The sequence below is a fragment of the Ehrlichia muris subsp. eauclairensis genome, from assembly GCF_051097115.1.
Lineage (GTDB): Bacteria > Pseudomonadota > Alphaproteobacteria > Rickettsiales > Anaplasmataceae > Ehrlichia > Ehrlichia muris.
The window spans coordinates 215,386-240,594 of sequence record NZ_CP118226.1 but is presented as its reverse complement, the minus strand read 5'-3'; the positions used below and the strand labels follow the sequence as shown (position 1 = coordinate 240,594).

The following is a 25,209-nucleotide window of genomic DNA, read 5'->3' as shown; positions in this document are numbered from 1 at the left end:
TTGTAAAAATTAAACAATAAGCTGCTATTAACTACACATAGAATAAATTGTTAGTAATAAAAGATGCTTTTGAAAATTACAATCAGAGTTAAACATGTAACAATTCTTTCTCTTTTGAGGTAAAAGCATCATTTATTTTTTTCATAGCATCATCTGTAATCTTTTGTATTTCTACCCCAGCTACACGTAAATTGTCTTCAGAAATCTCTTTATTATCTTGCATTACCTTTAACTTATCCATAATATCTCTACGTATATTCCGAACAGAAACTCTACAATCTTCAGAAATCTTACTTAACAACTTAACTAGGTTTTTTCTCATATCCTGTGTCATATCTGGAATAGTTAAACGAATTGTTGTTGCTTCACAAGAAAAACCAAATCCGAGATTTGAATTCATAATTGCAGTCTTTATAGCTCCCATATTATTAGAATCCCATACCTTAATCATCAATGTTTTATTATCAGACACAGATATACTTGATATAGTATTTAACTTTACACGCCCTCCATAAGTTTCAACAACAATTCCATCCAAAACTGAAGTTCTTGCTCTCCCAGTTCTAATACCATCAATATCACTTAAATATACAGATAAAGTCTTTTCCATCCTATTTTTAGCATCTTGTTTTACTTCGCTTATCATTTACTCATCCCAATATTTTTATTCAATTACATATTGTTGTATACAAACCGTTTCCACGGATTATATCCGCAAAACTACCACGCTTACCTAGATTAAACACAATGATAGGTACTGAATGTTCTCGAGCCAAAGACACAGCAGCAACATCCATAATTTTCAGATCTAACGATAATAAATCACGATAAGAAATTTTGTCATACCTTACTGCATCAGCAATTTTTTTAGGATCAGCTGAATACACTCCATCAACCTGTGTACCTTTAAATATAGCATTACAACCCATCTCTATACCACGCAATGCAGCTGCAGTATCTGTAGTAAAGAATGGGCTACCCACTCCAGCAGCACATATGACCACTCTTCCTTTCTCTAGATGACGTATAGCACGTCTTCTAATATATGTCTCACATACAGCAGTAATAGGAATTGCTGATAAAACCCTAGATTGCACATTCACCTTCTCCAAAGCATTTTGTAAAGACAAAGCATTCATCATAGTAGCTAGCATTCCTATATAATCATTACTAGCTCTTTCAAATCCAAAAGATGCTGAAGCTGATGCACCACGGAATATATTACCACCACCTACAACCAGACATAGCTGTACTCCAAAGCTATGCACTTCTTTGAGATCATGAGATAACTTATTCAGAACTTCCATATCACACCCAAAGCCTTTCTCTCCCATTAATGCTTCACCAGATACTTTCAGTAAAACCCTAGAATACTTAACTTTAGCAGCAGAGCCCTCACTCATTAAATTCCCTTTTTATTAGCTAGTAACTAAAAAACAACAACCACAGATGTAATAAATTATATATTAGGCACAAAAAGATGCAATATACAAATTCCTAATATCATAAATTAATTACGATCAATAGTAGCTACTACAATAGTCAATTTTATTTTCTACTTACATTTAATTGATTTTTATAAATTTATTACTAAATATCCTAAAAATTATACTTAATATACGGAAAAATAGATAAATCAATTTTACAAATCCCTTGCATCCATAAAATTATTACGACCAATACTCTTATAGTATTAATTGCTACTATTATAAATCTAACAATTTTAAGACTATATAATATATTAAAATTCCTGCAACAGCAGTTCAGTATATAATCAACTAAACGTATCTATAGAGATGTTAATAATTATTATAGTTGACCCAAGATAGATAACATTTTAAAGAATTTGAACTTCGGTTTTATTTGCATTACTTATTGTTGATTACCACAGCATTAAAGCAAATGAGATTGCATGCAGAAATCTCTAATTTATGTACAGGAAACACTAGATTAACATTCTTTCACTTCAAGCAAAATCTACCATCAATTATATGGATCTTAACAGGCTTCACGATACCATGCTTACTTGATTTTCATCTACTTTATTAGATTTTTTCTTTACATGCTCTTTCTTTATTAACTTACTATCAAATACTTTCAACACTCTTTTTAATAAATTAGGTGTTAAAATAGACATTAAATTAACTGATAAATCATGATCTTTATCTGTACCTTTTACTTTATAGTCTATGGCAATAACACCACGACTCTGTCCTCCGGTTAACAATTTACCGATAATTGGAGTTTGCCATATGATTTTATTAATTACATATGCAGGAATTATTTGTCCTTTTATATTAAACATTTTCATACTGAGATCAACCTCTCCGCCTAAACTAATACCTAATTCAGAACCTTCTGCCCAAGACTCATTTATATTTATTAAATCATCTTGATAAGTAAATGGTACATTCAATGTATTAAAGTATATTCCTTTACCATTTAACGTATTAACAACCCCTTTCAGTGAAGATAATGTTAATATTTGAGCCAAAATAGAAGCATTGACAATATGAAAATTTGTTAATGAAAACATACCAGAAGTTACTTCACTAGTTTTTACTGGATACATATAGAAAGATAAATTTCCTTTATTTACAACTTTCAAAATATCCATTGCCCGAAGAAGTTCTCCTGCATTATTAGTACTTATCTCTAGCCCAATAGGGCCATAATCCACATTAAAATTACTATTATCTAAAAAACTTCCTGTTAACTTAACATTAGGACAAACATTACCATAACAATCTAACTTAAAGTCTATATTACTAGTCACAACATTATTTTTCATTATAACGCGGTCTACATTAACATCAACCCTAGTTTGCTTAATCTGAGACTGCCCTTTCATTACCTCAAAGAAATCAATAGTGCTTAAATCCAAAGATTTACCAAATATTTTTACTGTAATAGAATCACTATCTCGTTTCAATTCAGCTTCAATATCTGTATTTTTTAACCTTATCTTATTTAACAATAATTCTACATTAGTGCCTACTTTACCATTCAATTCTATATCTACACCTTCACCAATTATAGATGCATTATCTATCTGGACCTCATTTTTGTCCTTAAATGAAGCAGAGAATTTCACTAGACCATCAAAACTATTATTTGGCAACCCATTGATATGGAGTTTCAATTGAGAAATGTCAACATCTCCTGCAATAATTGTATTATTGCCATTAATATCCCATTGTAAATTTGATTTCATTACCCCTGAACAATTTTCACACCTAAAAATTTCTAACTTCTTCACATTTTTAGTTGAAATATACCCTGCAAATTCATAGTGAAACTTATAATTATCCCGTAAATTTCTGTCCACTTTTAAAAACATAGGATAACCATTCATATAACCCTGAGTATCTATTTTCACATCGTTACCATGCAACGTAATGTCAACATTTGCATCATAGACATCAAAAGTATCTAAAACACCATCAGCTTTAAAAGATTTAATCTGCGTATGTATATAAGATTCATAATCTACAACATTATCATTTAGCAAATTAAATATCTTAAAATCAAAGCTAGTATGACAATCACCAAAAATTTTGTTATCATCTAGTGGTATAAATTGTTCCTTATTCACTGCTCCATATAACTGTTTTATACTACCTACAGAACTACCACTAATACTCATTACCGCATTTACATTTTTTAAATTTTCTATTTTTAATACCACACCTTGAACAATCATGCCTTTAAAATCTGAGTTATCAGAAGTAATAAAAAATTGATTATCACGTAAATACAATTTACCATGTACTATACGTACTGGATCAAAATTATCATTAAATTTTATTGAAACATTTTCTATATCTGCACTAACATTATAACTTGACAGATCATCATGAACGAAAATCTCATCACGTTTCCCTTTGATTTGAAGTCTAATATCACTCATTTTTCCTTCTATAACATTAGTACAATACCAATGATTTAAATCAGGATATAAATTAACAACCCAATAATTACACAGCGTTCTTGGTGATATAACATCAATGTTAAAATTTAAGTTTACATTTTCATTGTCAACTGCCCCTGTTGCAACTATTTTACTTTGATCTAATAACAAAGAAAAATTTTTCACGGACAGAACATCATTTTGATATACCAATCTCGTTCTAAAATCATGGATGTAGCATTTATGAGAAGAAACGCAAGGGATACCCCCTTTAATGCTTTGAACATTTATATCACTATATGTAATCTCACCATACTCATTAACTCTCAGAATAACATCACCACTAAAATTCAAATTCTCATATAGTGGAAGTTGCTCATTTAAACTACCTAAATATCCCAATATCTTAGTACTAAAATTACCATACGATATCTCAAAGGACATTATACCTTTATAATGTTCATGCACTGTCATACTGATAAAAGAATTGTCATTCTCCACATTGAAATCAATCGTATTTTTGTCATATCCCCTATCCACTTTAACATTAAGTTGTTTTATCACTAAATCCTCTTTACCACTTTTAGCAATAACAGCATTCCTAATAAACACCGCCATATCCAACTTTATTGCTTTCAAGATTATATCCTTGAGGATTTGTACAGAACTTTTTACAGAGCTTATTTCAAACTTTTTTTGGATGTTATAGAATTTAACATGGACTTTAGGAATATCAATATAAGAAAAATCACAATTTCCCCATAAAAACAATATTCCAACTCTAGAATATAACAAGAATTTAGGTATTGTGATAGTTACTCCAAGTTTGGCACTTTTAATCGTAAGATCCCGTGACGACAAAACAAAATTTTCACTCTTATTCTGCCAAGCTAATGTAGTACTACCTATATCTATCTCTGAATCAGGAAAAATTGTAGTAAGTTTATGCTTTATATAAAAATTTAAAAATTTTGCATTAATCTCTATAACATTTTTATCATGAATATACAAGTAAGATACACTACACATTACAGGTATTATCAGTACAAAGAATAATTTTATAATTTTTTTTTTTAGCATAATGAGCACTAAATTAATATACAGCAGTATTATCCACAATACCATTTACAAGATACATTTACCTACTAAATCGATCTAATACTTTAGAATGTAAATATAAGAACATAACAAAAACTCACCCAACAATCTGACTACGCGCGAGCATATCTGCTTTTTGATTATACAAATTCCCTGCATGAGCTTTAACCCAATACCACGTAACTTTATGAAAACTCGCAAGACTATCTAATTCCAACCACAACTCCAAATTTTTCACCGGCATTTTACTAGCAGTTTTCCACCCATTAATCTTCCATTTTTTGATCCATAACGTAATACCATCCTTAACATACACACTATCAGTATATAAATCAACATCATATACTACTTTTAACAATTTTAAAGCTTCAATAACTGCTGTGAGCTCCATCCTATTATTGGTGGTACTAGAATTATTCCCACAGATTATTTTTTCATTTTCACCAAACAATAAAACTGCTGCCCATCCTCCAGGACCAGGGTTACCAGAACATGCCCCATCAGTATAAATAACAACTTTATTCAGTTCACTTTTCATGTAACATATACAAAATAACCTCAATTTCAAGAATAGCACCTAACATTCACTGCATCAACACTGAAAACAAGTATAATCACCTATATAATCAAAAAAACATGCTCTCCCCTTTCAAAAGTTTTATCAGTAAATTTATTTTAATTAGGCAATCTGAGCATAACTGGCTTAACTATTCTTTAAATTACACGAAAAATATTTTAACAATATAACTATTTTATATACTCACTCAAAATATGTCAGACTACTAATACTTACAATTATAGATGGACATAATATCCAGTAATGCCTTTTATACGTGAAAAACATTAAATACCATTATAGAAAAATTTCATAGACTTGATATAACAATTGACAATAATTTACCTTCTAATACATGACATGATAATTACAACACTGATCATAACCAATATAAAATATCTCACTGATCTAACAAATGTAAGTTAAGTCTTTTCTTAAAGAAATACTTTTTATACTACAAGAGCATTAAAACCCCGTAATAGATATATATTTATAATAAATTACAGACAGCTAAACATTATGCACAATAAATAATGTAAATAACACTGATTTACCCATCTATATAGGAATCAAAAATTTCAGCCTGGTTATAAGCTACATCATAGAATATGCAATAATTCCAATACCCAAAGTACTACAACAAATAATACTAAAAACCTATACTCAACAACATACCACAACTCTATATTGTTATATCAAAACATGTTGAAAACTCATATTATTTATTTAATGTTACAAAAAAACATAATTAATACACCCGAGCATAACAAAATCCCTTATTGTATGATATGCTAAATACATACAAATGAGGTATGATTAATACTACAATAAGTACTTCAACAATTGAAATAGGATAACAGGAAGATATATACCTTGGCACTAAACCATTGATATTAATAACAGTATCAGTCTATAAATACTATCACAAAAAGTATATGCACAGCTAAACAGAAAATCAATGCCTAAATCTTATGTAAGAATCTTGTATTCTAGCTATAATAGAAACAACAGCTAGAAATCAAATAAGACATACTTCACCAATGAGCTACAACATAATTTATATTCATAGTAATTTATAAGATCATAAGCATAAAGTTCACTGCTAAAATTACAAAGAATATGCTAAAACTCAGTATAGTCTTCATAAATCAAGTAATAATATACTACCAGACATAACATTTAATAAAAAATCAATTTATATAAAAACAAAAAAAGTTTTACTTTGAAAAAACACTCATTTATAATTGACATAGGTTTTAAGATTAATCTAAGTAAGCATACTTATTATAAATAGCAATAATGTTAGGTAGCATTTGTTATGTCCCATTTGCTGTACTAGAAATAAGGCTAACAAGTGCTACCAGGTTACATATATGGTAAATTTTCATTGTTTTTGATGTATCCTAAAGCGTTAAGTATATATTAAGCTCTCTGTGTTTATAGTGCATATATTATGCTATACTAAAATTTATATAAGAAATGCCAACATCATCCAATACATCTAACATAACAACATCTACCGCCAGTACACCTACTAGTAATCCCATTGATACAACAATACTTGAACAAAATCTCCCGCAAGCCTTGTTATGTTTTGTGGGACTACTGTTGATAATAATAGTATTATATAAACTATTCTCAAACAAAAAAAAGACTGAAACTCGCACAAGAACATCGTGTGAATGCAGCTTAAACCACAGAAGATTCTTGGATGACAACGGCCTTCCAATACCTATGCGATGTGAACAATATGTAGATATGAGCAAATATCGTCTTTCACGTGTTATAGAAGAAGAAGAAGCAGAAGAAGAGACTATGGAAGAAAATAATCCAGCAATTCAAAATAGTATACCTAGTACCATTAGTGACGTGGTGATTATACATACTAATGGCGCACATAAAACTTTAGAATAATATTAAATTAAAAAACATAAAAACTAATATAGCTAATCACATGTTATGGTGATGTCGAGTTCACACTTATTTGTAACTTTTTTCTCTGAATTGTGCTTCCAAAGCAATATAGATGACCTGTAGATTTAACAAAAACTATTATCTACATAAGATTAATTAAACATTTTAATACTTATATACTGATTTTAACTTGTTAATTTGTACAACTACAGGTCAAATATAAAGTTAAGCTTTATACATAAGTCTTAGGGCACACAAGATGAATAACCAGAGAAACATCACTACTACAACAATGGCAAGTAATACCACCAGTAATAGATGACATTCTGCATAAACACTACTTGTAACAATACTATTTTTCTCACTATATTACTTTAGTAATCACCATGTATTATCAAGCATGTAGGAACAGAGAGGAGCAATTCAAACAACATACTTCAATACTTACGCTATAATCATAATTTTTTTACACTATATGACTCATTTTATGAGCCAAATCCATACCAAAAATGAATTTATATAATTAATAAACGTAGATACAGTACGATTAGCTCTAGAGGAATACAGCCATAACACCTACTGAAAACGTATAGATTTTAAAGTCACTTCACAACATAGCCAAAGACTATGTCCTATCTTAAGAATGGCTTTATATAATGATATTATTATAGGTAGCATGAATATTACTACTTCAACCATAACATCACTGTTACAGGTGTTATAAATAATACAGAATACCTTAGTAAGTTATAAGACATAGCAGTCAATCTACAGCACAGAGTATTAGCTACAATAAGCACTATACTAAACAGCAAGTAGTTGCAAGTATCTTCTTAATAATCATCAATTCTACAAGTTACTGCAGCAGACTATAAGCTCACTATTACACAAAGTAACCAGTACTACAACATAATTTATATCCATAGTAATTTATAAAGTCATAAGCATAAAGTTTATTGCTAAAGTTATAAAGAACATGCTAAAACTTAATACAGTCTTCATAAGTCAATAATAATATACTACCAACAACAATATTTTATAAAAAGCAAGCAATAAATCAATTTATACAAAAACAAAAAAGTTGTACTTTAAGAGATTTTTATTTATAATTAATGGAGTGTATAACTTAATCTTAAGTAAGGCTATTTACTATAGCAATAATGTTGAATAGCATTTGTTATGTTCTGCTTGCTTTTGCTAAGAATAAGGTAATATGTGCACCACAACAGGTTCTACTATACATAGAACAAGTCCCTTTCTATTCTTGAGTGTATTACTTAAAGTGTTAAGTATGTTAAGTTATTTGTGTTTGTAGTGCGTGTATTAGTTACACTATCTTTAAAATTTATATAATTTATATTAGGAAGAAAATGCCAACATCATTCAATTTATCTAGTAGTAATCTCACAAGTCCAACAGCAGATACATTTGACTTCAATCTGACAATGATTGAAGATACCCCCCCCCCCCAGCACTTCCCCATTCCCCTAATGTACTTATTAGGTATATGTGTCATACTAGCAATACTACTGCACGCAGGATCAATAGTCTATGTAAGGTGTCAACAGAAGAACGAGGATAAGGTATCGCGTGCTCGCAAGTCTACTCTATCCCTCAAAAATCCTACCCCTGACAGACCTAGAGTACTATCCCAACATATACAATATGTAAATGAGACATCAGATCATCCTTCACCTACTACAGAACAAGAAAAGCTTCTGGAAGCAAGTGATCAAGCAGCTCAAAATAAACCTGATATCATTATTACTAGCGCAGAAGTACAGTCTACTAATAGTACATGTAACATATCACAATATAAAAACTAATGTCTTTCATCACATGTTATGGTGATGTCGAGTTCACACTTATTTGTAACTTTTTTCTCTGAATTGTGCTTCCAAAGCAATATAGATGACCTGTAGATTTAACAAAAACTATTATCTACATAAGATAATTAAACATTTTAATACTTATATACTGATTTTAACTTGTTAATTTGTACAACTACAGGTCAAATATAAAGTTAAGCTTTATACATAAGTCTTAGGGCACACAAGATGAATAACCAGAGAAACATCACTACTACAACAATGGCAAGTAATACCACCAGTAATAGATGACATTCTGCATAAACACTACTTGTAACAATACTATTTTTCTCACTATATTACTTTAGTAATCACCATGTATTATCAAGCATGTAGGAACAGAGAGGAGCAATTCAAACAACATACTTCAATACTTACGCTATAATCATAATTTTTTTACACTATATGACTCATTTTATGAGCCAAATCCATACCAAAAATGAATTTATATAATTAATAAACGTAGATACAGTACGATTAGCTCTAGAGGAATACAGCCATAACACCTACTGAAAACGTATAGATTTTAAAGTCACTTCACAACATAGCCAAAGACTATGTCCTATCTTAAGAATGGCTTTATATAATGATATTATTATAGGTAGCATGAATATTACTACTTCAACCATAACATCACTGTTACAGGTGTTATAAATAATACAGAATACCTTAGTAAGTTATAAGACATAGCAGTCAATCTACAGCACAGAGTATTAGCTACAATAAGCACTATACTAAACAGCAAGTAGTTGCAAGTATCTTCTTAATAATCATCAATTCTACAAGTTACTGCAGCAGACTATAAGCTCACTATTACACAAAGTAACCAGTACTACAACATAATTTATATCCATAGTAATTTATAAAGTCATAAGCATAAAGTTTATTGCTAAAGTTATAAAGAACATGCTAAAACTTAATACAGTCTTCATAAGTCAATAATAATATACTACCAACAACAATATTTTATAAAAAGCAAGCAATAAATCAATTTATACAAAAACAAAAAAGTTGTACTTTAAGAGATTTTTATTTATAATTAATGGAGTGTATAACTTAATCTTAAGTAAGGCTATTTACTATAGCAATAATGTTGAATAGCATTTGTTATGTTCTGCTTGCTTTTGCTAAGAATAAGGTAATATGTGCACCACAACAGGTTCTACTATACATAGAACAAGTCCCTTTCTATTCTTGAGTGTATTACTTAAAGTGTTAAGTATGTTAAGTTATTTGTGTTTGTAGTGCGTGTATTAGTTACACTATCTTTAAAATTTATATAATTTATATTAGGAAGAAAATGCCAACATCACTCAATGTATCCACTAGCAGTTCCATTAATGCAACAGCAAGTATACCTGTTACTAACAACACTACTAACAACATTATCCCAAAAGATGAGTCAATGTACCGCACTGCGGCATTATTACTATTGTGCATAGGAACACTAGTACTACTAGCAATAATATGCTATAAAATGTATAAAAACAAGAAAAAGAGAGAAAGAAACCAAGATCAAAACGGTATAAGCACATATGATCCATCTAGCGAAGGTACACAACAATTCTTTGCCATTGATCGTTACAACTACTTACCAATATCTATACGATGTCAAGAATATATAGACATTAGAGCAGGTCGTATGCCACGTGTTATAGAACAAAGTGAAGTAGATCAAGAACAACCACCTACCAGAAAGTCTATAATAACGGTGGATAGATGTGTTAATACAGCATTAAGCTTCTTTAGAGGAATACCAAATTAAAAACACATAAAAATTAATGTCTTTCATTACATGTTATGGTGATGTCAGGTTCATATGCTTACTTGTTAACTTTTTTTCCTGAATTGTACTTCTAAATCAATACAGATGACCTGTAGATTTAACAAAAACTATTCTCTACATAATGTTAATTAAGTATTTTAACACTTATATGTTGAATTTAACTTGTTAATTCGTATAACTACAAGTCAAATATAAGGTTAAGTTTTATACATAAGTTTTAGAGTACACAAAATAAATAATTATATAAACATCACTACTACAATAACGACAGGTAATACCAGTAGTGATAGTTATGATATTCTTTATAGACACTAGTGATCACCATGTATCACCAAGCATGTAGTAATAGAGAAGGACAATTCAAATAATCCGCGGTACACTTCTAATACTTACGCTAAGTCATAGTTTTATAGATTTTACATACATGATCATTCTATGAGCTAAATCTACACCAAAATGAATTTATGCAATTAATAGATGTAGATGCAGAACATAGTGCGGTTAGCTCTAGAAGGATATAATCATGACACTCACTATAGATTTTTAAAGTCACTTCACAACTAGTCATAAGACTTGTGCTATTTTAAGAATGGCACTTTATATAAAGATTTTTTACATGCACATAAAATTATAAATTAGACATTACCTCCATATATTTAGTTGTGTAAATAGCATATTAGATACATATAAATTGCTATGCATATTACTATAAAATGCAGTATATTACTTACCAAAAACATTTTCCGAATTTACAATTTTATGCCATTAGCACCATACATGTCATCAATATTCCTTCCATAGAAGAGATATAGGAGAAGATTCCTGTATATTAGAATCACAAGTTTTAACAAGAATCGTTATTTGGATGGGTTAAAGGATAAAGCCTATCTTGATCCACATTATAAAACCTTTGTTATTGATTTATCATATATGTATTTTGTAGGCTAACTTTATTTCCTAAGGTATTATAAAAAATTTTCTTTATTAATTCTTCTGTTAGAACTATAGAACGACTCATTAAAATAACTTACTACAATATTGTAAGATTCTTTTAATTATAAAGAATTACTTTTATAACTTTTCTTTAATACAAGATTACGAACATAGACTATCATTTAATATAAATCTTACCATACAACCAACTCATCTACATTAAAATAACAAAGAATTGACTAAACAAGTAAATTAATTTACCATTAGGTAGGTATTTTCATACAAATCAGGCAAGTATATTCCGTATTTGGTTAGTTTTGATTAATCAAATGTTCATAATCACGAAGCATAACTTACCTTTCATTATAAAAATACTAAGTCAACTCAAATACAGTAAAAGCTATGCCTAACGATACAACAAATTTAACAACAAGTAGTAGTCAATTTACAACAGAGACTACTAATTCTATAATAAGTACTATACTAGACACAACAAGTAGAGCAAATTCCACGCTCAGCAATGCTATAAGTACTGCAGTAGACACTATAAGTTCACTACTACAGTCCGTAGCTAATACTACAACACAATTCATATATAACACAACAAATACTACTAATTTATCTACACAGACAAATAACACTTACCCCACAAGTCCTACAACAGAACCAAGCAGTACTATTACATCTGTGTTGACTACTACAAGAGATATGATCAGTAATACAGCAAATAGTAGCAGCACTACAACAATCACTACTAACCCATTTAACAGTACAACAAGTAGTTCCAATTTTATAATAACCAATAATACAACTGCACCACAAAGTATTGACACTCAGCAATTTATCCAGATATTTATTATGTGCTTCGCAGTTTTGTTACTTGTCATTGGAATATGTTATTGTCATTGTAATACATTACGTAATAGATCCAGATCTACCCAAAATGTCCACACACGAAGACGGCAAGATAGAGCTCTCGAAGAAGGAACTGTACATCAACACCCTACAACTCAAAGTCGACCAGTAACATTAACTACTGAATACGTATTACGTCTACTTGATGATGCTTGTCAAGACAACACAAGTACTACTGACGATCAAGAAGAGATAACTCCTGAACAGGCATTACGTATACTTGATAATACTTGTGAAGACAACACAAGTCCTTCTCATAACAATCAAGGAGCGTTGCATACTCCACTTAGAGAAGCATTATATCTTCTTAGCCTGACTTATCAAGAGTGTGAAGCCTCTTTGAGTACAAATAGAAGATCATTACCAAGCAACATATTATATAATCATACAACATCCTCTTGTAACAACAATAAAGCAATTAAAAACTAAGTGCACATCACACAAACTTTCACTACTACACTTTTCACCTATCCAGTAAACAAAATATATTTTATTGTAATTACCGTAAAGAATGAATCTAGGTTTTACAATTCATAGCACTAATTCTTCTAGACACATAACAATTATAAATTACTATTTTTATCTAATTTTTACTGAAAAAAACTTGAGTGAATAAACACACGTCAATATTAAAATATACTTTTATTTTATGCTTGCTAAATACTTTCAAATGCTATAGATATCAAACATTTAAACGATCGCGGCCTTCATTTATTTAAGAATTACTTATTCAAATAATATTTTATCCTATTCATATTCTAAGAAAAATAAAAGCAGTTATGTATAACTATTTTTTAAATCACATGACAAATCTTAGAAAATATACAACGACACAACATCTTTTAAAGGCTTAGTGGGTATTTTTAACAATATAAATCAAAGCAGTAAGCTAAAACATAATCTTGATGGCTTCCTACCTTATGTCAAATCTCAATGCAAGCTTCTTTTATAAGGTTGTATCATTATAGCCACACCTTTAATTTATTAGAGACTACAGTAGTTAATGTAGTGCTGCTATGTATGTCTTTCAATCCTTTTTTCCCTTTTACTACATGCCATATACTTCATTGTTATAAACAATTTGATAATGAAAAAAGGTTGAGGCAAAAATGAAATTTAGGTATGTACATATCTTACAAAAAAATATAAGAAATAAAAAAACAAATCAAAACACTAGTGCAAATACCTATACTGAATTATCAAGTTGAACAAAACACCAGAAAGAAGAAGCTTTTATTTAGACAAATGTCACATTTTGATTAGCATATAATTGAACCTAAATTTACCATTCAAATATTTAAAATACGTTATACGAACATTCATAAATCATAGAAACCCATCATTCAGACATATACTGTATAATTTTACAAAGTTACATTACCTATCACAACTTCACTACATAACAATTTAAAAAATTAATAGAAAAAACTCTTATTTCAATATCAACAATTTTCATTAGATCTTTTTTTAGCAAAACACTTTTTAAAAGTTATAATCATAGACCAAACCATCATAGGAAAAAACACAAAGTTTAATTTAATAAATAACTCTTATACACGCCTACAAAACCATAATAAACAATATACAAGCATCAATTAGCACTTGCTAAATATTGTTTGTAGTTTAGTATGTTAACAATTATTACTGTTTGTTTTAATATGTTAATGATTATTATTGCAATGCCTTTAAAATTAGGCGTTTTTATTTGTTATTAATAGGCGAAAAAAAAAAATGAATCCTTCTGAACCAATCTTATTATCTTACACAAAAAATCTTTTATCTACTCTCGGTAGCATGAATCTGGAAGAAATAAGAGTACTACTATTAAAATTCTTTACACCTCGAAATGCACTGCATGCTTTTTGTGAAGGGGTATGCTTCATTATCTTATCACCATTCAAGTTACTATCTTTTCCATATTATATGATAAAATTCCGTACGACCAGTATGATGTTTAAGTCAAAAGAGAATCTTAATTGTAAAGGCACTCCAGAATCAGGACCATCCACTAATGTTACAAAGAGCTTATGTTCTTTCTTAATGTTACTACTACCTTTGACCTTACTATTAGTGTTATTCAATTTTCTATATGGAGTAATAGCTACAGTATGCTCCATACCAATGTTGTTGATTGCACTCATACTTTTACCTTTTACAAAATGTTGTTTACCTACTGCTAATCAACTCTATTCAGAAGGTAATCTTGATCACAACTCATCTTTAACTGATTCTGATTCCTGCTGTTCTACAGCTTCTACAGAATATAGTTTTGCTGCTAATCAAGAAGAAATTCAGGAAGAAGAAGACGCTGTCCTAAACTCAACTGATATGCTACGCTGCACCACTTCTCATCCTTTAGGAACTAATGCACTTATCGGTTTATAGTAAGTTAGTTTAGCAGTAGTAGTAAAATCATAAATATTCATCCAGTGTTTATTTAAAACAACATAACATCTTAAAGTCATTTTCTTGCAGCAGGTCAGGTGGTTACTGACATATACACATCAGCTAATACATCGTGGCAAGTTAATCCGATAATAACACACTAAAATTCCAAATTTACCAGTGCTCATCTAAGATTACTCTCACACATTAGTATAAAAACTTGAACATCAAACAATACTTCCTATAGATACTATGGATATGTGCAACTTACCCCACACAATACCTACTAAGGATCATATCTAATTACTATACAAATTTGCTAAAATAACCAATAGTCAAGTTTCTATTTTCCATTCTATTTTATTAAATCTTTTTTCTAGCATGAGCATTTCTTATACAAATTATTACAGATCAAGTAATCATGACATAATCATAAATTTCAACATAACACGTTCTTAGTAATCCACTGCTTATGCTACACCAAACACTCAATTTATACTTGCTTGAAGTATAAAAATACACTATATTATTTAGGTATGTGTTAGGGGTAATATAGTTTACACTTAAAGTCACATTTTCCATATACCATTAAGTTTCAATTACATAATATTTTAAAATAAGAAGGTAGTAAAATGTATACACCACGTAATCGTCCTAACATCTTTGTACGATTCATGGCATATATATTCAACTACACAACAAGAATCCTACAGTGGGTTCGATTTTCCTTTGCTAGAATAACATACACACCTTCTACACATAGAGAGACAAAAAATGATCCTCACAATCCTTTGACAACAAAACAACAGGAACTCCAGTTAGAGGTAACTACACAGAGTCCAGGTAATATATCATGTAGCTCATCAGACATCGAAATTATATCAGAATCTGATTTAGATCATTTATCAGATATAGAAATTCTAACAGCATCTGAGGCAGATTCTCAATCAGACTTAGGAGGAGAAGATGACTACCCTGAGAGCAGTGTTACTAATGCAACACTGCATCCTACACAATCAAACTGCCGTATCATGTAAAAGAGAAACACACTTTACATTGGTATTTTGCTTTTTTTACGCAATCAACAATACTAGTGTATATATTAATAGACACATACCTAAAAATAGAACCCCTCTATGTCAAAGTATCAATGTAATTAAGCAGTAGACAGTACTATAATAATCTGTTTTGCTGTACTACATCCAACAATGGAATTCATAATCAATTACTTAGGGAATATTAATTTCTTTATATTCTAAATAAAACATTCTTACGTTACATTGCCGTAACACTGATTCTCTTCTCCATCAGAAACTAAAACCATTATAATAAAAAGGATAATTATGTATTATACAAATATAATTCACAGTAACAAATTATTCTATCAACTCAACAGTATTATCTTAGATGTAGATCTATTTCAGGATTATTCCAATATCTGAATAACTATAAACATATCATTCGGATTTAACTAATATGTTTTATAGATTGCATTTTTTACTTACAATACTAATTATTAATATTACAAAACTATTCCATGAGCAATACTAACAAAATTTCTAATATTCCACATACATTAGAACCACTTGTTATTATAAAAATGTACGCGCAAAAACTAATCCATTCCGCAGTATATATAGTTAATAAAGAAATACAATTATACAATTTAGCATCAATATTTAAATTCTATATTCCAAATCTTGAAATAATTATATTTCCCGCATGGGATTCAATACCATATAAAAAAAATTCCCCACATAATTCAGTAATGGCAGAAAGAATTAAAACTCTGCACTCTCTAATTACTAAACGTAATGACACTCCCTATATTATCATCTCAACAATTAATGCAATTGCCCAAAAAGTACTACATCAAAATACCATACTACAATCAGTACTAAAAATTACATCTCAACAGAATATCACAAGAGACTATATAAAAAATTATTTAATTTACCATGGATACAGTCAATACTCAATAGTACAGGATATAGGCGAATTTGCCATACATAACAATGTTATCGATATATTTCCCATAACCTATAAAAATCCTATAAGAATTCATTTACATAATAATTTCATACAATCAATTAACTTCTTTAATTATCAAACACAATCAATAGATAATAATTCTTCTTTAAATGAGATTTTCATTTACCCTACTTCCGAAATAATTAAACAAAAAGAAAATATAGATCTTTTTTCTAAAATCTATAAAACAAAAGTAAGCCAAGATCAAAACCTACTCGATACAATAACATCTGGAAAGAAATACATAGGAGAAGAAAATTTCTTACCTTTATTTTATCAGGAAGAATTACAAAATATTTTTAACTATATACCACAAAATACAACATTAATATTCAATAATAAGCTGGCAAAAGAAATAGAGGAGTATAACAATCAAATATACTCACACTATAACTATAGATCTCAACTATCCTATCAAATACCTCCACATCAACTTTATATTAATCTTAAAGACTTTCAAACTATAACTAAACAGTTTCATAAAATTGAGTTCTCACAATCTGAAAATACTATTAATAACTTAGCAATTACTCATAAAAATGCACATACCACTGCTTTTGATGTCACAATAAAGATTCAGACAATTCCAAATTTTAAAATTTTAGCACAAAATAAAAAAATCGACATATTTGAAATATTGACACAATATATTCAGACCATATGTCATACAAAAAAACTAATAATAGCTTGCTATTCTATTGGTTCTTTAGAATACATACAAAATAGACTTAGAATATTCAACATCAAACTATGTAAAATAGAAAACTATCAAGAAATACATTCTTCACATAACATTGCCATATTACCAATAGATCATAGCTTTATCTCAAAACATACTATTGTAGTAGCAGAACATGATCTACTAGACAAACAAGAAATAATAGGTAAAAGTAATATTTCAAATATTATTAGCAATGATACTAACATAGATATTGGGGATATTGTAATACACAAAGATTACGGAATTGGGAAAATAGTAGGGCTCGATATTATTAAAGTATTTGATAGTTATCACGATTTTATCAAAATAGAATACTATAATAGTGATAAATTATTCTTACCTGTAGAAAATATCAATCTTATATCCAAGTACGGACAACAAAATGCCAATGTTATCCTCGATAAATTAGGTAGTACATCATGGCAACAACGTAAAACTAAAATAAAAAATCATATAAAAAAAATTGCAAAAGAATTATTAGCTATAGAAGCAGCAAGAAGATTATCGACTGGCAAATTATTTCTCCCTGACGAAAATTACAAACATTTTTGTAATGAATTTACTTACATTGAAACAGAAGATCAATTACAAGCTATAAAAGACATGGAACATGATCTATCAAGTGGTAGAATCATGAACAGACTAATCTGTGGAGATGTTGGCTTTGGGAAAACAGAAATAGCCTTACGTGCAACATTCTTAGTAGCAAGTAAGAACCATCAAGTAGCAATTATAGTACCAACAACTTTGCTATGCAGGCAACATTTTATTGTTTTTACTGAAAGATTCAAAAAATTTCCAAATATCAAAATCAAACAATTATCCAAAATTGTTGAGAGATCTGAAATAAAAAGAACAAAAGAAAGTTTATCATCTGGCCAAGTACACATAATAATAGGAACACATGCAATACTAGCACAAGATATCACTTTTGCTAACCTAAGCTTATTGATCATAGATGAAGAACAACAATTTGGAGTAAAACAAAAAGAGTTGTTAAAAAAAATCAAGACAAGTATTCATGTAATTTCACTATCTGCAACTCCAATACCGCGAACGCTATATATGTCACTATGTGGAATAAAAGACTTAAGTTTAATAAACACACCACCAAAAAACAGAGTACCAGTGACAACCTGCACAACATACTACGATGAAACTATAATAAAAGATGCTATAATACGAGAACATAATAGAGGAGGCAGAGTATTTTATGTTTGCCCACAAATTAGTAATATAGAAAGCATTAATGATAACCTAAAAAAATTATTGCCAGAAATTAAAATTAATACTGCCCATGGGCAACTCCCTTCTAGTCAACTAGATACAATAATGAATGATTTCTTTGATGGCAAATTTACAATATTACTTACTACATCAATCATAGAATGCGGGTTAGATATTCCTTTTGCCAATACAATTATAATACACAATGCTGACATGTTTGGATTAGCACAACTCTATCAACTAAAAGGAAGAGTAGGACGTAGCAGCATAAAAGGTTTTGCATATTTTATATTATCAGAAAAAGCAACCAATACATCTACTACAAGATTGGAAATAATACAATCAATAAATTCCATAAATTCAGGATTTACTCTATCCCTACATGATATGGATATCAGAGGGTTTGGTAATTTAGTTGGGGAAGAACAATCAGGTAATATCAAAGATATAGGTATTGAACTATATCAACAAATGTTAGAAGAAGAACTTAACACTCATAACGAAAATCCTCAAGATCTTGATCATATAAATGTTAATATAAATGTTAATATAAGAATTCCTGAGCATTACATTAAAGACATAGGATTAAGAATGCGGGTATACAAAAAAATTGGCAATCTAAAAACAAAAGAAGATATAGATAATTACTACATAGAGTTAACTAATAAGTTTGGTAAACTACCAAGCGAGGTCGAAAATTTATTAAACACTATATACATAAAGCAACTGTGTGCAAGTATTGGCATTTGTGAAGTTGAGCAAGTAAAAAATACCATTATTTTAAAAATAGATAGCAACACAGCTGTCAGACAAGAAATTCTTAATTATTTCATCAATAATCCTCTGACCTTTAAGATACAAAATAATAGTATACTTATGTTAATTAACAATACTCCCAATTGTACTATAAGTTTTATAATACATCACATTAGCAAAATAAACTCATTAAATAAAGAAGCACTAAATTGAATAGCATATATAATTTATTACAAATCACCTAGGAAATATCTCCTGTAATCTAAACACAGGTCTCATTTGACTATCAGTATCATCATTCTCTTGACAACTATGACTATGTACAAAAGGTCTACTTTCAACACATTGACTTTGGTTTTCACTATTTTGAGCATCATGTATCACATCTAGTGCTATTATATAACATCAGTAACATCCGACCCAGGACCCCACATGTTCAAATGTCTTTATGGCAATTCTCTATACTGCGCAACACGATCTCTATAGCGTAAAACACGATAAGACAACTATAGCAATAGGAAGCAATATAGCTACACATACTATTATACAAGTTTGTATAAAATCACGAAACATTTGAACATCAGCATTACTTAGTACTCGACAGTGAACTATTATTACTTACATTCATGACAGTAGAAACTGTTGTAGTACCATTAGTACTATTTCGCACTGTACCATTAACAGCATCATCAAAGACACCAGTACTTATACTTAAAATCTAAAAAAACTTGTTGTAACACTACTACCCCTTCCGTATTTACAGTATCATTCAATAAAACACTATTACTAATACCCAAAAAATAACAGAAGCTATGATATTACTCAACCAGCCAAAAACCCAACTGACACAGTATGTTTGTGTTGTATCATAAATTTTTAAAAAATTAAAACTTTATTTTACATATGAACTGTGTAACAAATATAATTTTATTAATCTATATATTTAAAACGCTCTTCTAGTAAAATAACAACCCTTCACACGTATTACAAGGACCAATATACTTCACAATAATCCTATTAATTACCTTAATCTATTGCATTACAAATAGCAAAAAATTCATTAAATAAAGAAGTACTAAGTTAAATACCACATATAACTTCATTACAAATCATCTAGGGAATATCCCTTGCAATCTAAAGACAGGTCTCACTTGACCATCAACATCACCATTCTCTTGGCCACCATGATTGCATATAAAAGGCCTACTTTCAACACATTGACTCTGGTTCCCACTACTTTGAGCATTATGTATCACATCTAGTTCCATTACAACATTAGGAACATCTGGCCCAGGACCATGCTCCCGTAAATGGTTCATATGTCTTCTATGCTGCACAATACGATTTCTACGTCTTGCAACACAATCATACATAAGCATACAAAACAGGACAAGCACTATGGCTAATATAATACAACATCCTACTACCGGAACAGCAAGGAATAAACTACGATTACGAGGCGATGGTGAGCCATTACTTCCATTTGCCAGTGTACCATTAACAACATTGCCAGAGAAATTAGTAACCACATCACCTCCTCCCTCACTTGTATTTATAGTATCACTGAATAAAAAGGATACACTATTACTAACATCAGAAATAATAGAAGCTATGATACTACTCAACCAACTGAGAAAAAAATAACTAACTCACTATAGTTGGTTATATTATAAATTTTCAAAAAATTGAAACTTTATTTTCCATATGGAACTGTGTAACAAATATAATTTTACTAATCTATAATATTTAAAACGCTCTTCTAGCAACATAACAATCCTTCACACGTATTACAAGGACCAATATACTACAAATAAATTTTATCGTTTACTTTAATCTATTGCATTACAACAGCAAAATAAACTCACTTCATTAAATAAAGAAGTATTAAGTTAAATACCACATATAACTTCATTACAAATCATCCAGGGAATATCCCTTGTAATCTAAAGACAGGTCTTACTTGACCATCAACATCACCATTCTCTTGGCCACCATGATTGCATATAAAAGGCCTACTTTCAACACATTGACTCTGGTTCTCACTACTTTGAGCATTATGTATCACATCTAGTTCTATTACAACATTAGGAACATCTGGCCCAGGACCATGGACCCGTAAATATCCTATATGTCTTCTGCGTCGTGCACGACCCTCTCTATAGCGTACAACAGAAGCTACACAAAATAATAGAATCAAGGAGAATACAGCTAAACCTGCTAATAACATAGTTTGTACTACACCATATCCATCATCCCGAACAGCAATACTATTCGTACTCAACATGGCAGTAGGAACTGTTGTATATTGTACACTATCAGTACCATTTTCCATTGTACCACTAACAGTATTGGCATTAGTAACTATATTATTTAATATGGTAGAAACCTGTTGTAACATACTCCTCTCCCCCATCTGTATTGACAGTATTATTCAATAAAAAGGATACACTATTATTAATATCAGAAGTAATAGAGGTTACGATATTATTCAATCAGTTGAAAAAAATAACTAACTCACTACCTTTAATTATATCATAAACTTTTAAAAAATTGAAATTTTATTTCCCATATGAATTGTGTAACAAATATAATTTTACATAATATTGAAACATTTAAAATACTCTTCTAGCAACATAATAACCCCTCACACGTATTACAGAAACCATCACCACAATAAATTTTATCAAGTCTGTAGCATACATCCAAATTCCATCCATAAACATATATAAATACATAAGCCACAAAGCCAGATAAATTTGAAGTTCTAATAAGAAAACTACGTTTTAAAAATATATTTCTCTCAATACATATCACAGACATTACCCTACATTAACATTACATACATCACATCCTTTGAACTATTTAGTAATCCAATATTTAAATTCCCAAGTAGCACATCACATGGCTTTTCATCAACACTAAACTGAGGAGACCTGTCAATCTGACAGCTATTATTCACTAAAGCTTCGAATCAGAGTTTACATTTTCCACGTTAATCACAATACTCAGACAGATATTAGTTTTATAGTTGCTTACATATTTTTAGACCCTATGCCTTTAGCAAACAATCTCTACCTCGTTCCAATTATATACACATGAGTGCTATTTACTTTTAAAATACCAACTACCTTAAGCAATAATTCATAAATTGAATTAACCCCACTAGTTACAAAACACATATCATTATATACTAAGCAAATACCCTATAGAGTCACTTATGTTTATATCACTCAAAAAACAGCAAAGTGCTTTACTGGAATCCTTCTATTGCAACCTTTTATATGATCTATTTGAATAATAATCCCTAACATTTTTACGCTTGAAATACTATAAATATAGACATAGCTTCTAGTATAACAGATGAAAAATGTACAAAAGTAGTGTTACATATGATTATATGCCAATAGATATTTAAAGGTTAATTTACTTTTTAGAAAATCAGTACATATGTGTAATAATTCATAATTCTTCAAGCACATATAACCAATATCATTATATCCCTTACAAAAAGATGAATAAAAATCAAGTTATAACAACAACCTCATATTAAGGCGCTAATATAAATTACCTGCGGCAGTATATAAGATTCAAACAACATATAAATAATATACCTCTCACATTTCCTTCTTTAATTAATCAACATTCTGCTGATATAACCTTCAGAACATCTACACCTTTGTCTATTAGTTATTACTGCTTAATATTATCTGAAATAATTGGTGCAAAAACTTCTTGTTCTGTCTCTGCTCTTTCTAACATACTAGAAGTCCTACAAAGACGCTTTGTATAGCCATTTCGACGCATAATATCACATTTTGAATCCAAAACATAAACCCCCGCTACCACAACAACAGTAAGAAGATAAAATGCAATTATAGCAGCAACAAAAAAATCATCCTTACCTGTACCTATATTATTAAAATCTCGAGGGAACGATTCATTGTTATCAATAGGATAGTCAAAAGTTATATCCATTACACTAGTATTATGATTACTAAGATTACGTTCAACGTATGATACTAAACTATTAGAATTATTTAACATATAAATAAACCTTTTTTACTAGAAACATATTATATAAAATTAATATATATTAACAAATAATTATGTTACATACTAATTTTTTAGAAAATAAATTAACCTTTTAAATATCTATTGGCATATAACCTTAGGTATATACTAGCTTTCATACATTTTTTTCCTTATTGACATTCTTTCACCCATTACACTAAAATTCTATATCCATGATTTATGGTACAAGATGTTTAAAGGCATAATAGAAAATATCGGTACTGTTACTCAAATAAACGATATAAAAAGTCACGACAAAAGAATTACAATAAAACCCACTAATCCTAATTTTTTAAACGAAACAAAAATAGGTGATTCTATAGGATGTTCCGGTATTTGCCTAAGCGTAGTAGAATTGAATAATAGATGTTTTGTTGTTGATGTTTCAGATGCAACTCTATCTGTTACTAGTGCTACACATTGGAAAGAAGGAACAAAGATTAATTTAGAACCAGCCTTAAGAATGACTGACCGGATAGATGGACATTTTGTACAAGGACATGTTGACGGAATAGGAAAAATCATATCAATTACTAGTGTAAATAGCTCCCATAACATTGGATTCCATATACCAGATTCATTATTAAAATATATGATAATAAAAGGATCAATAGCCATAGATGGAGTATCGTTGACTATTAATTCTATATCTAATGAAATATTATCCGTAAATATTATTCCACATACCTGGGAAAATACAACGTTTCAGTATAACAAAGTAAATGATACCATCAATATAGAAGTAGACATGCTTGCAAAGCACTTAGAACGTTTATATAATATTAAAATATAGTTACAGTAACCTCCATTGTTTACACATCCCAATGCATACACAAATCTTATATTGCATTTAGCAATTACTAAAATAAAAAATATATGCTGATAAACATCTACATCACACTTAATATAAAACTACCATAGCAATGTGAAACATTATCCATCAATATTATTTCACTACTTGAAAAAAGACGGGTTCTTTAATATAATAAACAATATTAATTGGAAATAGATATGCTTGTAAGATACTCATAACATTTG

At 29.5% G+C, this 25,209-nt stretch carries 16 protein-coding genes; 8 read left to right on the top strand and 8 right to left on the bottom strand.

Translation table 11 applies throughout. The features are described from left to right. Nucleotides 1-88: 88 nt before the first annotated feature. The 4 genes from frr to rnhA form a co-directional block, all read right to left on the bottom strand. Nucleotides 89-646, bottom strand: a complete 558-nt coding sequence (gene frr / locus PVA18_RS00995) for a ribosome recycling factor (RefSeq protein WP_045804875.1) — start codon at nt 644-646, stop codon at nt 89-91. 22 nt (nt 647-668) lie between these two features. Continuing rightward, on the bottom strand, nt 669-1,403 hold the full coding sequence (gene pyrH / locus PVA18_RS00990; RefSeq protein ID WP_045804876.1) for a UMP kinase: 735 nt from the start codon (nt 1,401-1,403) through the stop codon (nt 669-671). A 605-nt stretch (nt 1,404-2,008) separates the two neighbouring features. Continuing rightward, nucleotides 2,009-4,990, bottom strand: a complete 2,982-nt coding sequence (locus tag PVA18_RS00985; protein WP_231568507.1) for a YhdP family protein — start codon at nt 4,988-4,990, stop codon at nt 2,009-2,011. 115 nt (nt 4,991-5,105) lie between these two features. Beyond that, nucleotides 5,106-5,546 (bottom strand): ribonuclease HI, encoded by a 441-nt coding sequence (rnhA, locus tag PVA18_RS00980; protein WP_045804877.1) that lies wholly within the window; start codon nt 5,544-5,546, stop codon nt 5,106-5,108. Nucleotides 5,547-7,043: 1,497 nt separating this feature from the next. Here rnhA and PVA18_RS00975 point away from each other — a divergent pair. The 7 genes from PVA18_RS00975 (at nt 7,044) to mfd (ending at nt 20,313) form a co-directional block, all read left to right on the top strand. Beyond that, nucleotides 7,044-7,478, top strand: a complete 435-nt coding sequence (locus PVA18_RS00975) for a hypothetical protein (protein WP_143339989.1) — start codon at nt 7,044-7,046, stop codon at nt 7,476-7,478. A gap of 1,370 nt (nt 7,479-8,848) precedes the next feature. Then, the gene (locus PVA18_RS00970) at nt 8,849-9,304 is read left to right on the top strand and encodes a hypothetical protein (RefSeq protein WP_434431850.1); all 456 of its coding nucleotides are present in this window, start codon (nt 8,849-8,851) and stop codon (nt 9,302-9,304) included. Between the two features lie 1,342 nt (nt 9,305-10,646). Further along, complete coding sequence (locus tag PVA18_RS00965; protein ID WP_045804880.1) at nt 10,647-11,111, top strand: hypothetical protein; 465 nt, start codon at nt 10,647-10,649, stop codon at nt 11,109-11,111. Between the two features lie 1,356 nt (nt 11,112-12,467). Beyond that, entirely contained in the window at nt 12,468-13,409 is a 942-nt protein-coding gene (locus PVA18_RS00960; protein ID WP_045804881.1) for a hypothetical protein, read from the top strand. A gap of 1,302 nt (nt 13,410-14,711) precedes the next feature. Then, nucleotides 14,712-15,365, top strand: coding sequence for a hypothetical protein (locus PVA18_RS00955; protein ID WP_045804882.1), 654 nt, complete (start codon nt 14,712-14,714; stop codon nt 15,363-15,365). A gap of 632 nt (nt 15,366-15,997) precedes the next feature. Further along, nucleotides 15,998-16,402 (top strand): hypothetical protein, encoded by a 405-nt coding sequence (locus PVA18_RS00950; RefSeq protein ID WP_045804883.1) that lies wholly within the window; start codon nt 15,998-16,000, stop codon nt 16,400-16,402. Between the two features lie 500 nt (nt 16,403-16,902). Continuing rightward, a complete protein-coding gene (mfd, locus tag PVA18_RS00945) occupies nt 16,903-20,313 on the top strand; it encodes a transcription-repair coupling factor (RefSeq protein ID WP_045804884.1) in 3,411 nt (1,136 codons plus the stop codon). Nucleotides 20,314-20,337: 24 nt separating this feature from the next. Here mfd and PVA18_RS00940 read toward each other — a convergent pair whose 3' ends face one another. From PVA18_RS00940 to PVA18_RS00925, 4 genes are all read right to left on the bottom strand, one after another. Then, entirely contained in the window at nt 20,338-20,484 is a 147-nt protein-coding gene (locus tag PVA18_RS00940) for a hypothetical protein (protein ID WP_156135902.1), read from the bottom strand. 725 nt (nt 20,485-21,209) lie between these two features. Continuing rightward, on the bottom strand, nt 21,210-21,725 hold the full coding sequence (locus PVA18_RS00935) for a hypothetical protein (protein ID WP_052692800.1): 516 nt from the start codon (nt 21,723-21,725) through the stop codon (nt 21,210-21,212). Nucleotides 21,726-22,018: 293 nt separating this feature from the next. Continuing rightward, nucleotides 22,019-22,498, bottom strand: a complete 480-nt coding sequence (locus tag PVA18_RS00930) for a hypothetical protein (protein ID WP_086375098.1) — start codon at nt 22,496-22,498, stop codon at nt 22,019-22,021. Between the two features lie 1,292 nt (nt 22,499-23,790). After that, nucleotides 23,791-24,144, bottom strand: a complete 354-nt coding sequence (locus PVA18_RS00925; protein ID WP_052692802.1) for a hypothetical protein — start codon at nt 24,142-24,144, stop codon at nt 23,791-23,793. Nucleotides 24,145-24,361: 217 nt separating this feature from the next. Between PVA18_RS00925 and PVA18_RS00920 the strand changes: the two genes are divergently transcribed. Continuing rightward, on the top strand, nt 24,362-24,964 hold the full coding sequence (locus PVA18_RS00920) for a riboflavin synthase (RefSeq protein WP_045804886.1): 603 nt from the start codon (nt 24,362-24,364) through the stop codon (nt 24,962-24,964). Nucleotides 24,965-25,209 lie beyond the last annotated feature (245 nt).

What these genes read in the sequence shown, in the direction of transcription:
- frr (WP_045804875.1), bottom strand. Translation starts at nt 646, where the DNA reads ATGATAAGCGAAGTAAAACAAGATGCTAAAAATAGGATGGAAAAGACT.
- pyrH (WP_045804876.1), bottom strand. Translation starts at nt 1,403, where the DNA reads ATGAGTGAGGGCTCTGCTGCTAAAGTTAAGTATTCTAGGGTTTTACTG.
- PVA18_RS00985 (WP_231568507.1), bottom strand. Translation starts at nt 4,990, where the DNA reads ATGCTAAAAAAAAAAATTATAAAATTATTCTTTGTACTGATAATACCT.
- rnhA (WP_045804877.1), bottom strand. Translation starts at nt 5,546, where the DNA reads ATGAAAAGTGAACTGAATAAAGTTGTTATTTATACTGATGGGGCATGT.
- PVA18_RS00975 (WP_143339989.1), top strand. Translation starts at nt 7,044, where the DNA reads ATGCCAACATCATCCAATACATCTAACATAACAACATCTACCGCCAGT.
- PVA18_RS00970 (WP_434431850.1), top strand. Translation starts at nt 8,849, where the DNA reads ATGCCAACATCATTCAATTTATCTAGTAGTAATCTCACAAGTCCAACA.
- PVA18_RS00965 (WP_045804880.1), top strand. Translation starts at nt 10,647, where the DNA reads ATGCCAACATCACTCAATGTATCCACTAGCAGTTCCATTAATGCAACA.
- PVA18_RS00960 (WP_045804881.1), top strand. Translation starts at nt 12,468, where the DNA reads ATGCCTAACGATACAACAAATTTAACAACAAGTAGTAGTCAATTTACA.
- PVA18_RS00955 (WP_045804882.1), top strand. Translation starts at nt 14,712, where the DNA reads ATGAATCCTTCTGAACCAATCTTATTATCTTACACAAAAAATCTTTTA.
- PVA18_RS00950 (WP_045804883.1), top strand. Translation starts at nt 15,998, where the DNA reads ATGTATACACCACGTAATCGTCCTAACATCTTTGTACGATTCATGGCA.
- mfd (WP_045804884.1), top strand. Translation starts at nt 16,903, where the DNA reads ATGAGCAATACTAACAAAATTTCTAATATTCCACATACATTAGAACCA.
- PVA18_RS00930 (WP_086375098.1), bottom strand. Translation starts at nt 22,498, where the DNA reads ATGTTACAACAGGTTTCTACCATATTAAATAATATAGTTACTAATGCC.
- PVA18_RS00925 (WP_052692802.1), bottom strand. Translation starts at nt 24,144, where the DNA reads ATGTTAAATAATTCTAATAGTTTAGTATCATACGTTGAACGTAATCTT.
- PVA18_RS00920 (WP_045804886.1), top strand. Translation starts at nt 24,362, where the DNA reads ATGTTTAAAGGCATAATAGAAAATATCGGTACTGTTACTCAAATAAAC.